The following is an 11,979-nucleotide window of genomic DNA, read 5'->3' on the forward strand; positions in this document are numbered from 1 at the left end:
ACCTGCAAGCAGGTCAGCGGCTTTTTCATGGATAGGTTATGATATAATGATTGGCATCAGCTCATTCAGATTATGAATGATATAATCCGGTGATGCCTGTTGTAATTGTTCCTTCGTATGCGCACCGGTAGTGATACCAATAGAAAGCGCACACCCGGCATTCTTTCCTTCTTCGATATCAATCGTAGAATCGCCCACTTTCACTACTTCCCTTCCATTACTGATACCAAATTGCTCCATCGCACGCAAAATCATATCCGGGTAAGGCCGGTTACGCGGCACATCGCTGGCAGTAATCAGGGCATCATAATCTTCCCCGCGTTGCCAACCCAGTTTTTCAATAAGACCATTAGCCGTATCAGCCTGGTAACCGGTATTTAACACCACCAGTACGCCTTCTTTCCGGAGAGATTGAAACAGGCTGCCGGCGTTTTCCTGTTCAGTTACTTCCAGGGTGGCATAAGCCTGATCCAATAAAATCCGGAAACGTGCAAAGATCCGGTCGGCCAGTTCTACACTATTGTTTCCGGCATACACTGCCAATACACTTTGAATGGCCTGCAGCTTTTCTTTTCCTGCACCTTCGGCCAGCACCTGCTCCAGCGTAAAACTGAAACCCTGTTCATTAATTGCCTGCTGCAGTGTTTTATACACTACATTGTCTTCATTGACCGTAGTCCCGGCCATATCAAAAACCACCATCTTTATCATACGGATACTATTTTTTTATACTAAAATTTAATGCCTACTCTTAAAGGTTTTTTCGCCAGTGCATATTCAAATGCCTCTTCCACCTGCTCCAGCGAAAACTCCTTTTCTACGACCGTACTGAAAGGATATTTCTCCCAGTTGCGTTTTATAAAATCAAACGCATATTTGAAATCCTCGAAATTATAATTGTGCAGCCCCTTAATGGTCAGCAGGTTCCGGATCACCCGTTCCGGATCGATGAGTAACGGTTTGGTATTGAATACCGCACCTATCAATACGGCGCATCCGCCTATACCCAGACTGTTAATTCCAAACTCCATGGCTTCGGGCGAGCCGCTCATATCGAACACTACGTCGATACCTTTTCCGTTTGTTCTTTCCTGTAATGCCGCCAATAACTTTGAATTATCGCCATTCATATTAAACAGCTCATCGGCACCAAAGCCCAATGCTTCGTCCAGTCTTCTTTCGGCAATATCAGCAGCGCCAATCCACTCGGCACCGGCTTCGCGGCACATAGCGGCACAGGTAATACCGAGATGCCCCATGCCTGTAATCAGTACATGCTTATCCTTCATATCACCGGCCATTCTGAGTGCCCCCGCCACGGTAGATACGGAACAGTTTAACGTAGCCGCAATAGACAACGGGATGTTTTCCGGCAGCTTGATAATGCCCGTATTAGCCTTAATGATACAATAAGCACCTAAGCCACCATGAAATACTTCCGGCTCTTCTACCAATACATGACCGTATTTGAACAGGTCATCGCCCTTTTGCGGAATACCGCGTAAAGAATTAATAGATTGCGGATTGCTGGAGAAAACCGTCCAGGTGATCCGGTCGCCAGCCTTTAATTGTTTACCACGCAAATCAAAGCCGGTATGTGTGGGATGCAGTTCTACTATCTCTCCCACAATCTCATGTCCGAGCACAGTAGGACAAGGTTCTTTCCTCACACCGCAAAAGGTATGCAGGTCGCTGCCACAAATGGTAGTGTACACATTTTTCACCAGCAACTCCCCGGGCTGCAGTGCCCGCACGTTAAAATCTTTCAGTTCAAATGCTTTACCCGGCCCGTTGAATAAAGCCAGCTGCCCTTTGCGGCCGTTCATTTCAATTTCTATTTCATTCATGAATATGGTACTGTTTTTATTTTCTTTTGTAGGGTGACTATTGTCCTGCGGAAATATTCACCGTCCAGTCTCTCTTGGTACCATCTGCTGAATACAGCCGGTACTTAAAACTTCCTTTGGAAAAATCAGCAATCAGACCCGCTGCCGGCGCACCATCCAGCGGTTCAATCTTCACGGCAAAATGAGAAAACCTGATGCCCATTTTGGTAAGATCTGTTCCGTTCGCCGCTACAATATTCACCGTGGCCGCTGCTTTATCGATCGTATTGCTTTTAGTGGAAATGGATACATTCTGGTATCCGATTACGGTATCCTTGTATCCTAACTGGCTTTTGATTTCTACATACCTGAAAAGCACTACTGCCGTGATATTGGCATTATCGCCCCACACAGACAGATCCATGTCCACCCTCGGCTTCATACAGGAAGCGGTAAAAATCAAAGACAGGAACAGGAAAACCGAAAGTTTTATCATGTTATTCATCCTGGTATTATTTAGTTGGGTAAATATTTATATCGTTAAAAAATCAATTCCAGCCTGGATTCTGCGACAGCGTCGCTTTATTGGCCTGGTATAATTTTACTTCCTGCATCGGAACGGCGCTCAGGTAATCTCTTGCCGGTTCTATAAATAATCCTCTGCCACCTGGTTTGAAGTCGACCAGGTTAAACCAGGGGTTCATTCTGCCACTTGGAAAGGCAGATACGTTGCCGTCTACCGTGAGTTTGAATTCATTTTTGCGATAGCCATCTTTCCGGATCTGGCTGTATAAAGCAGCATCGGTGCCGTTGTCCAGCGTTACCTGTGCGGGTGTCCTGTTAAAGTAATCCAGCCATTCCTGCAGCTTTGCGCCTTTAGGTTGATAACCATTAATCACTTTATCAAATACCGCCCATCTTTTCAGGTCATCGAGGCGGAAGCCTTCCAGAGCCAGTTCTACCATCCTTTCTCTTCTTACTTCATTAACGATAGGTAAAGCGGTGAGCTCAAATCCATATTCCTCTTTGTACGTGAACCCGGTTCCGGCAGTGATGCTCATGGGCGACATACCTACTCGGGCGCGGATTACATTCACAGACCTGTCTATATCACCCTGTGTTAAAGTTCCCAGGATTGCTTTGGCTTCGGCGAAGTTCAGCAGCGCTTCTTCATAGCGGATAAGGATATCATCTGTTTCTCCCCTGGTTGCTTCCTGCGCAAGTACAGCACCTTTAAAATTTCTATATCCGGTAGATGTAAACCCGATACTGGTGTACGGCGCCTGGGACGCAATCACCGGGTACCTGAACGGATCACCATCTCCACCTCTGCCTGGCAGTTGATTCAGCGGGCCACGGGAAGGGTTCCAGATGGTTTGTCTGAATCTTGGATCCAATGTGGCTCCTAATTCATCCAGCGATTTCGTGTAGGCGCCGGCGATAGATTGAGGCGTACCGTCAATATTCAGATAAATGTCTGTCAGGTGATCTGTAATGGACGGGCCCGAATCCAGTATTTTGAAGAAGAAGTTGTGGCTTAAGGTCAGCTTCGACGCATCGTACACTTTATAAAGGAATACGCCATCGATATTGGATGCGTCCTTTTGCGCAAACAGCTGGTTGTAGGCAATCGTTTTGTCTCCGCCAGCGGTATATAATTTAGTTCCCTGACGGGTCATGATGGTTTCCACAGCGGGTGCTACCAGGTTTAAGAAATCAACGCCGGTTTTGCCGCCAACAGCAAACGGCGTTCCTTTCTTACTATGATAGTATTCCCAGGTACCTTCATACAAGGCTACCCTGGCTTTTAAAGCGAGTGCGGATTCTTTATTGATTCTACCGGCAGTAGCAGCTTCGCCTTCTCCTTTCCAGTACAGGCGGCTGATGGCAGAATCCAGGTCACTGATAATCTGTTTGGCCACGTCCTCGCGGGAAGCCCGGGGTGCAAATAATTTATCGACATCGCTATCTGTAAGCAGTTGCGTAATCAGGGGTACGCCACCAAACTCTTTCAGGAGTTTAAAATAGTCCCATGCCCTGAAAAAATATCCCTCTCCCAGATAGTGATTAGCCGCTGCCGATTTCTCTGCATTGAGGTTGGCGTAATACAAAAAATAGTTATCACTTCTGATCGCCGAATACCCGTTATTCCAGTTGCTGTTTGTTTCTGCCGCCACGGAGGCAACACCCCAGCGGTACAGGTTATTGGTGATGGTGGTTTGCACAATCATCACGTCTGAATTGGCATCCAGCGCCAGGTTGCTGTTTCCGCCTGTTACGGTACCCGTTCCTCCCTGCGTGTTGTATTGCGGGGCCAGTCTTGGATAAAAGCCATTCACAAAAATCCTCAGATCTGAGGCAGATCTGAAAAAGTTAGTGGCATCTACAGAAGCTAAAGGGCGCTTTTCCAGGAAATCTTTCGAACAGGACATTAAAAGGAAAGCCACACTGCAGATCACCGAAGCGGCCTTCCATATATTTTGTGAATATCGTTTCATATCTCAGCTATATTATTGGTGATGTTCATAATAGTGTTTACAGGCTTACGTTCAAGCCCACAGAGTAATACCGCAACGGAGGATACCCGTTCACACCACTACTCAGCAGTTCCGGATCATATTTGATATATGATTTGTTAAAAATGAATCCAAGGTTATCGCCGCTTACATACAGGTTGGCTCTCTTCAGCTTTACTCTTTCGATTAAGCTTTTCGGTAAATCGTATCCGATAGTTACATTGCGGATGCGCAGGTGAGCCAGGTTCAGGGTATACTGTGTCGTAGCCAGGGAAGAACCGGTATTAAAGGCCGGGAAGAAAGCGTTTTTGTTATCGGTATTCCAGTATCCGAGGCTGGTACTTTCCTTAAAGGCAGGCGTATAGAAATAAGCCAGATCACTGCCGGCACGGGTGCCCCATACCCATTCGGAACTATTATAAACTCTCCATTGCAACACCCCTTCCAGTACGGCGGATAAAGTGATGTTGTTCCAGGACACGGTAGGCAATATGGAGAACGACTTCCGTGGATAGTTAAATCCGTTTTTCACCAGGTCACCACGACTATACCAGAAACCGCCATTGCCGGAATTAATATATCCGTCGCCGTTATAGTCCCTGTACATCAGGTAGCCGGGATAATTGAAGGTATTGGATAAGGTTCCGCCATCGAGGTCACCTTTATTCTGCGCTATTTTGTTCACATCGTATGCATAGTTCTGTCCGAATAATTCTCCCGGCGTCCAGATGCCACTTGTTACTCCTGATTTATTCGCGGAATATTTCGTTACATAACCGATATAGTCGCTCATGTTTAATTTGAGGTCATAGAACAGTGGTTTTCCAGCTACTGGTACCTGGTCGTTCCAGCCAATTGTGATTTCCCATCCGCGTGTTTCTGATACGGCATTGTTCAGGCTGGGTGCTGCAGTACCCAATGTGGCCGGTAATGGATTGGGCGGACCTACCTGATCCAGCACCGTGCGTTGGTACCAGTCGTAGCTAAGCGTTAGCCTGCTGCGGAGTGCACTCAAATCAAATCCGAAGTCAATAACCGCCGGTTTTGCCCACGTGAGTGTGGAACTAACGAGACCAGGCGCTGTAGCGTAGTTTGCATAGTTACCGCCTAATAATGTATTCTGGTTTACACCAAATGCGAGGGTAGGCAGGTAGGTATAATAACTACTGGCACCATTGGAAGCCACATCCCCTGAAGTGGACCAGGAAAACCTTGGTTTAAACTCCGATACATATTGTTTTGCGGGCCAGAAGGATTCTTTCGCCACGTTCCAGGCAGCAGAAACGGAAGGGAACATGCCCCAGCGGGAATCTGCTGAAAAGCGGGAACTGGCGTCGCGGCGGCCGGCAAATTTCACGAAATACTTTTCACGGAAATCATAGGAGAATACACCGTAATAACCCAGTACAGACCAATCGTACAGGTTATCATTGGCCAGTTGGTTGTTGGCGGCCCCATTCAATGCCTGGATGTTATCCTGAGAAAACAGATCGGTACGGCTTCCTGTTAAAGATTTATAGCCAGTTTCTTCTGCCTGCATACCTGCCTGAACAAAAAAGTTGTGCTCCTTTGCCAGCGTGTAACGATACTGTGCACTGAAACGGGCATATTTATAATCCAGCTTACCCATCGTTTTAGCAATGCTGCTTACGTTGGCGGACCGGTTGTTCTGTATTTTGGTACCGTTAGGCAGTTCTGTGTAGGCAATTTTATCTACACGGGTGTTGTCGTTATTGCTTACGCGCCAGGTATAGTCCCCGTTGATCTCCAGGTTCTTCAACGGTTTTAAAGTGGCGCCACCTGTCAGTACCAGGTCGTTCCTTTGATTGGTAAATAAACCGCCATCGCCAAGGATACCGGCTGCGCCGAGGATCCAGGAATACTGATTACCGGAAGGCACACGCATGGGCGTGGCAAAATATTGCATCATAGAACCAAAGATGCTGCCGTAGTCGGCAATGGTGCCGCTTTGTACGTCAGAACCATTTCTGGCCATGTAATTGGGGCTCTGGTTCTGCTGGTTTACATAACTGACATCACTTCTTAATTCCAGCCAGTCAGTAGCTTTGAAGTTGAGCTTCGTATGAAAATTGTAGCGTTTGTTGTAGTTAAAGTCTCCTTTAAACAGTCCGTTAGTAGCATTATATCCAAATCCTGAAATGAATTGTAGTTTATCACTTCCGCCGCTGAAACCAATATTATGCTGCTGGCTCACGGCAGATTTATTAAAGTAGGCATCGTATAATTTGTTGGTGGCAAACGACTGCTCCCTGGTCCAGTTCTTAAAGCCCGCATCTGAAGTCGGGAACTGACCGTTTTCAATATATGATTGTGCTTTGTCGCCAAATTGCGCGCGTAAATCATCAAAGGCGGGGTTACTCCAGTCTTTCTTCAACCATGCTTCCATTCTGGCGATGGTGATAGCATCCACACCATCTGTACCGGTTCCATTCGGCTGTCCGTTTCTCTGGGCGATGTTGATATAACGTGCCCATTCCGGAGATTCCGGCTGTGTGGGAAACAATGCCATCTTGCCTACTTTGATATTGGTAGAGTAGTTAACAGACAGCTTCCCGTTTTTACCACTTTTGGTGGTGATGAGAAGGATGCCATAAGGAGCTCTGGAGCCATAGATAGCAGTTGATGCGCCATCCTTTAATAAGGAAATATTTTCCACGTCGTTCGGGTCCACATCACTGATGGGACGCTCTACTCCATCTACCAGGATGAGTGGGGAAGCGCTGGAGCCGAAGGAAGTAAATCCACGGATGTTGATAGAAGGACTGCTCTCCGGAGCACCGCTCGACATCCGGATATTCAGTCCGGGTGCGAGTCCTACCAGCCCATCCGATAAGGTTCTCATCGGTCTGTTGGCCAGTTTCTCTGCGTTAATGGCAAACACGGCATCAGTAAGACTACTCTTTTTCACTTTTCCGTAAGCTGTGATTACCACTTCTCCCAAATCTTTCTGATTAGCTGCCAGTTTAATGTTAAACACTTTTTTGTCGCCCACTTTTACTTCCTGCGTTACATATCCCATGTAGGAAAACGCCAGGATAGATTCAGTACCGGATACCGTTAGTGCGAACGCGCCTTTTTCATCCGTCATTTTGCCGTTGGCAGTTCCTTTTTCCACTACAGACACGCCGGGAATAGGTTCTCCCGTTTCGTTGGTAACCACTCCCGAAACCGGGATCACCTGGCGGTAGCTGTTGCTTGCTACAGCATACAGGCAGGAAAGGGACATCAACAGGAATATTCCATAACGGAAAATGGAAAATGGAAAACTCCCGTTTAGCTTAGTAGCCATTTTTGATAATTTTGGTTTTAAAAAAACAGTTAAGTACGCAGCGTTTATGCAATGGCATTCCCTGTTGGCATAACCAGTGGCTATGCCATTTTCCGGGAAGCGGTGTAATACCACTATTGCCACGGCATGACGTTTAATTGATGTGGTGTGAAGGCTGTCGGCAAATAAGGCATAGCAATGCCCTGCTCCCGGATAAGCGGAAGTTCGCCAGCACCTTTTCAGATGGTGTTAGTTCATATAAATTGTTTTACGGTATAAGCAACTGTTGTTGCAGATAAATAAAAATCATTGTTTCACTGATTCCATAGCTACTGCGTGGTAAATCTGTTTCTTCTTAACTCGCTTCAATTATTTCCATTCACGAAATTAAGTTTACTAATAGGAAAATTACAATTTTGTACTTTAATTAAATATTAACTCTTCGCGATCATTTGGTTGATTCAATTTTTACAACGTGTTATTCTAGTCAGACATAGGCTAGGACTGCATCCGCCTTTTTTCAGATAGTTTGTAGGAACGGATAAAGGGTACAATCTCCTCTCCTGGGCGCAGTGGCTGTTGCTCATTGAACCCCAGTTCTTCTGGTGATTTGCCTACCCATTCGCTCTTATTGGCCTTTAGTGTGATGGTGTATGTTTTCGGATCGATGGTGAGCATGGTAAATAATGGATCCTTGTAAGGACAGGTCCGGGAGATCCACGGATATTGCTTGTGAATTTCCGGGGAATAGCTGTCGTGCATAAAGTTTTGTCCTACCCAGAAATAAGACGCGGAATTAATGGTCAGGTAAGGAATCTCCTTCACATACTGGAGACTATCCACATGCGTGTGTCCATTGATGGCCATTACCACGCGATGTGAGGCGGCCGTAATGATCTGCTGGATTTCAGTGGCATTGTCTACCGCCAGGTAACCAACCAGCGGCTGGTGCGATACAATGATCACCGGCTCAGTAGCGGCGGCCAATTGTTGTTTTAGCCAGGCCGTTTGCTCCGGGCCTATGTAGGCAGGATAACCTCCTTTATGGTCAGGTGATCCTTTTTCATTTCCATTCAGGAAGATGAACCGGAAACCGTTTACCACACTGGTGTAGTAAGCGGCAGGCATTCCCCATACTTCTACGCATTGCTTATGCGTGTAACCACCGTCTGTATCATGGTTGCCAATAACGTGGAATTTATTGGGATGTGATTGATTAAACAGATCAATGATCTCTTTATTCTTATCTGCAGGATAGGCAAAATCCCCTAATTGCAGAAGCGCATCAGGATTCGATTTCCTGGAAGTGGCAATAAAGGCCTGCATTCTCGACAAGCCATCGTGCATCACATCATGATGCAGGTCCGTGATCAATCCTACGGAAAGAGGCCGTGTTTTTACAAAAGCTGCCCTGGCTAAAAGCGGCACTGCTAATGAAAGGCAAACTGTCATGGTTTGGCCGATAAATGTTCTGCGGCTTAAGCCTGTATTGCGTTGATATTCCATTGTTCGCTGTTTGTGCAATTAGAAAGAAGTCGTATAGAAATTGGCACTACAAGATAGTAAATATTTCATTTTAGGAAAATAAATTTCCATTAGATAAATATAAGTAATGCAGTTTTAAGTATAAAAATATGCCAGCCGTATGAACCATCTATTCACAATTCCTTAAAATACACTACATTCGCACCAAATATTACTTGATTACTCAAATATATCTCAATGATAAGTGAAGACTTATTACTCCTGATGAATATTGCTAAAGTACAGGCGATCGTTTCCCGCAAGTTTGATTCCCTGAGTGCCCACGGCCTGGGGGTGAGCGACTTTGTTATATTGTATTTACTACACAACGCCCCGGAGTTCCGAATGCGCAGAATAGATCTTGCGGATAAGATCGGCCTTACTGCCTCAGGAGTTACCCGCCTGCTCGGCCCCATGGAAAAAACCGGCCTGGTGACAAGAGAGGCCAATGAACGGGATGCAAGGGTCAGCTACGTCGTTATCACATCTACCGGTAAAAAAATATTCCAGGAAGCAAAGGTTACTGCCGAAAGGGTTGCAAAAGATATCCTGTCTTTTAAAAAGAATAAATCCTTACGGGCTATCAGTGAGCTGTTACAAGAACTTGGCGGGAATATACAATAGGTTATCCCGCTCTATTATCATCATCTATTTCTTTTCACATGAAAAATTCATCCAGACAAGAGCTGAAGGAAGCTGCAAAGAATCACAAAACCACCATGGGAGTTCTTTCCGTTAAAAACACCATCAATGGACAACGTTATATAGAAGGCTCTTTAAACCTGGAGTCGCTGGTCAACAGGATTAAATTCTTACTTAACAGCCGGCAATTCACCCAACAGCAGCTGCAAAACGACTGGATCCAATACGGCGAACAGGCATTTACATTCGAAACACTGCAGGTCATACCTATCCAGGAAAACAGGTTTACCAATTACCGTCAGGAAGTGGCGAAAGCCGAAAAGGCCGCCATTGCGCAATACAATGCTCCCCAGGAATTATATAACGACTAGTGGCGCCGTACTTTCATAAGTCTTCCCCAGCACAGAAGACTTATGAAAGTTTGTTATCCCTTTACAAAATTCTACCGGTATCCGTTTATCTATTCGGGAAAAATTCGGACGCCCATTTCTTTCCTTTATGAGTAATATGATGTCGCCGGCCGTTTATAACTTCGCAGCAAAAGCCACCCATCTGCTATCATATCAAAGGGAATAATGCCAGCAATTAGTCATACTGATTTTCATGCGGGAGAAATAGATGAACAGTCATTTAAACAACTGTTCCATCAATACTGGCATTCCGTTTTCTCCGTGTGTTTAAAATACACCGGATCAGCAGAAGACTCCAGGGAACTGGCCCAGGATATCTTCTTCTCGTTATGGCGCCGCAGACACCAGCTGGATGTAAAAACCAATATCAGCACCTATCTTCATGGCGCTGCCAGGCTTAAATCATTTGAATTCATGCGCAATGCCAGCCGCTTAAAAGAAAGATCGGCCGGCGGACCTCCGCCTGACACTGCAGCTGGCGATGCCGCTATGATACTGGAACATAAAGAGCTGCATGACCAACTACAGCATTTTATTGATCACCTGCCGGAACCGGGACAAAAAATTTTCCGCCTAAGCCGGGAGCAAGGCCTCACTCATAAAGAAATTGCGGCCGATACCGGTATCTCCGTGGGGATGGTGGAATACTACATCGGTACCGCCCTGCGCACACTACGCAATAAGCTCAAACTAACTTAGATTTTTTTCATTATTCCCCTCTTTATTTAAATCTTTTCAAAAAAACGTTCTCCCCTTTAGTGTATGATCCTGTTATGGCAACTATATGGATAACACACGAACATGGATCATCAGTTACTCGAAAAATACTTCCAGGGAAAATGCAACGATCAGGAAAAAGCTGAAGTCGAAACCTGGCTTGCCCGGGAAGAAAATCTTCCGGATACCGGCATGGCACCGCCGGATGAGGTGTTATCGCAGGAATGGGATTTGATCCGGCATCGCATCAGCAGGTCACAGCAAACGATCCGTCTCAAAAAGATACTCTCTGTGGCGGCCACTGTCTGCTTATTATTCTCCATCAGTATATTCCTGTTCTACCGGCAAAAGGCGCCATTACCTGTTGCTGCTGTAAACTGGAAAACCATGGAAGTACCGAATGGCCGGAAAGCCCAGCTATTACTTTCAGACGGCAGTACCCTGCAGCTCAACGGGGGAACTACTATTGCCTACGAAGATCCCTTTACCGCTTCCAGGAACGTGAAAGTATTGAAAGGAGAAGTTTTCTTTGATATTGCCAAAGATCCCGCACATCCCTTCAACGTATACACGCCGGGAGACGGTACGATCCAGGTATTAGGCACACGTTTCAATGTAAAACAACACACCTGTCCGAACACTCTGGAAATTACGCTGAACAGCGGTAAAATATCATTTTCCAAAGATCAGGCGACGGTCTATCTGCAACCCGGTGAAAAACTGATCTACGATCTCACCACGCACACAGTGGGATCGCCACTGGCGGCAGATACACTCAAAACAGCGCTCTGGCGCGGCGGCTCACTCGCTTTCAGGGATACGCCTATACAACAGGTATTCAGCGAACTGGAGCAACAATTTGGCGTTACTTTCATTCTTAATAAAAAAATCGGGCATCAATTGTTTACAGCAGAACTAAACCACGAATCCTTACCGGCTATTCTGCAACTGATCACTTTAAGCTCCGATCTGAAGTTTAAAACAGATGGAGATACCATCCATGTTTACTGATTGTCACACTTGAATTATGAATACGGGATAAATCAACACAAATA

General features: G+C 45.9%; 10 protein-coding genes. 4 read left to right on the forward strand and 6 right to left on the reverse strand.

Translation table 11 applies throughout. The features are described from left to right. Positions 1-36: 36 nt before the first annotated feature. The 6 genes from BMW79_RS25125 to BMW79_RS25150 all read right to left on the reverse strand — a co-directional run bounded on the left by BMW79_RS25125 (position 37) and on the right by BMW79_RS25150 (position 9,137). Complete coding sequence (locus tag BMW79_RS25125) at positions 37-711, reverse strand: phosphonatase-like hydrolase (protein WP_177192322.1); 675 nt, start codon at positions 709-711, stop codon at positions 37-39. Positions 712-731: 20 nt separating this feature from the next. After that, the gene (locus tag BMW79_RS25130) at positions 732-1,847 is read right to left on the reverse strand and encodes a zinc-binding dehydrogenase (protein ID WP_218150438.1); all 1,116 of its coding nucleotides are present in this window, start codon (positions 1,845-1,847) and stop codon (positions 732-734) included. A gap of 37 nt (positions 1,848-1,884) precedes the next feature. Beyond that, positions 1,885-2,331, reverse strand: a complete 447-nt coding sequence (locus BMW79_RS25135) for a DUF5018-related domain-containing protein (protein WP_089899542.1) — start codon at positions 2,329-2,331, stop codon at positions 1,885-1,887. A 43-nt stretch (positions 2,332-2,374) separates the two neighbouring features. Next, a complete protein-coding gene (locus BMW79_RS25140) occupies positions 2,375-4,324 on the reverse strand; it encodes a RagB/SusD family nutrient uptake outer membrane protein (RefSeq protein ID WP_089899545.1) in 1,950 nt (649 codons plus the stop codon). Positions 4,325-4,361: 37 nt separating this feature from the next. Then, positions 4,362-7,652, reverse strand: a complete 3,291-nt coding sequence (locus tag BMW79_RS25145) for a SusC/RagA family TonB-linked outer membrane protein (protein ID WP_089899548.1) — start codon at positions 7,650-7,652, stop codon at positions 4,362-4,364. 477 nt (positions 7,653-8,129) lie between these two features. After that, positions 8,130-9,137 (reverse strand): metallophosphoesterase family protein, encoded by a 1,008-nt coding sequence (locus BMW79_RS25150; RefSeq protein WP_089899551.1) that lies wholly within the window; start codon positions 9,135-9,137, stop codon positions 8,130-8,132. 216 nt (positions 9,138-9,353) lie between these two features. On the opposite strand from BMW79_RS25150, the gene BMW79_RS25155 reads away from it, so the two are divergent. From BMW79_RS25155 to BMW79_RS25170, 4 genes are all read left to right on the forward strand, one after another. Further along, positions 9,354-9,779 carry a MarR family winged helix-turn-helix transcriptional regulator gene (locus BMW79_RS25155; protein ID WP_089899554.1) on the forward strand — a complete coding sequence of 142 codons (426 nt, stop codon included), beginning with the start codon at positions 9,354-9,356 and terminating at the stop codon, positions 9,777-9,779. Between the two features lie 38 nt (positions 9,780-9,817). After that, the gene (locus tag BMW79_RS25160; protein WP_089899557.1) at positions 9,818-10,168 is read left to right on the forward strand and encodes a GIY-YIG nuclease family protein; all 351 of its coding nucleotides are present in this window, start codon (positions 9,818-9,820) and stop codon (positions 10,166-10,168) included. A gap of 204 nt (positions 10,169-10,372) precedes the next feature. Next, a complete protein-coding gene (locus BMW79_RS25165; RefSeq protein WP_089899560.1) occupies positions 10,373-10,906 on the forward strand; it encodes a sigma-70 family RNA polymerase sigma factor in 534 nt (177 codons plus the stop codon). A 102-nt stretch (positions 10,907-11,008) separates the two neighbouring features. Then, the gene (locus BMW79_RS25170) at positions 11,009-11,935 is read left to right on the forward strand and encodes a FecR family protein (RefSeq protein WP_089899563.1); all 927 of its coding nucleotides are present in this window, start codon (positions 11,009-11,011) and stop codon (positions 11,933-11,935) included. Positions 11,936-11,979: the final 44 nt, after the last annotated feature.

This window comes from Chitinophaga arvensicola, assembly GCF_900110835.1.
Classification (GTDB): Bacteria; Bacteroidota; Bacteroidia; order Chitinophagales; family Chitinophagaceae; genus Chitinophaga; species Chitinophaga arvensicola.

What these genes read in the sequence shown, in the direction of transcription:
- BMW79_RS25125 (WP_177192322.1), bottom strand. Translation starts at nt 711, where the DNA reads ATGATAAAGATGGTGGTTTTTGATATGGCCGGGACTACGGTCAATGAA.
- BMW79_RS25130 (WP_218150438.1), bottom strand. Translation starts at nt 1,847, where the DNA reads ATGAATGAAATAGAAATTGAAATGAACGGCCGCAAAGGGCAGCTGGCT.
- BMW79_RS25135 (WP_089899542.1), bottom strand. Translation starts at nt 2,331, where the DNA reads ATGAATAACATGATAAAACTTTCGGTTTTCCTGTTCCTGTCTTTGATT.
- BMW79_RS25140 (WP_089899545.1), bottom strand. Translation starts at nt 4,324, where the DNA reads ATGAAACGATATTCACAAAATATATGGAAGGCCGCTTCGGTGATCTGC.
- BMW79_RS25145 (WP_089899548.1), bottom strand. Translation starts at nt 7,652, where the DNA reads ATGGCTACTAAGCTAAACGGGAGTTTTCCATTTTCCATTTTCCGTTAT.
- BMW79_RS25150 (WP_089899551.1), bottom strand. Translation starts at nt 9,137, where the DNA reads ATGGAATATCAACGCAATACAGGCTTAAGCCGCAGAACATTTATCGGC.
- BMW79_RS25155 (WP_089899554.1), top strand. Translation starts at nt 9,354, where the DNA reads ATGATAAGTGAAGACTTATTACTCCTGATGAATATTGCTAAAGTACAG.
- BMW79_RS25160 (WP_089899557.1), top strand. Translation starts at nt 9,818, where the DNA reads ATGAAAAATTCATCCAGACAAGAGCTGAAGGAAGCTGCAAAGAATCAC.
- BMW79_RS25165 (WP_089899560.1), top strand. Translation starts at nt 10,373, where the DNA reads ATGCCAGCAATTAGTCATACTGATTTTCATGCGGGAGAAATAGATGAA.
- BMW79_RS25170 (WP_089899563.1), top strand. Translation starts at nt 11,009, where the DNA reads ATGGATCATCAGTTACTCGAAAAATACTTCCAGGGAAAATGCAACGAT.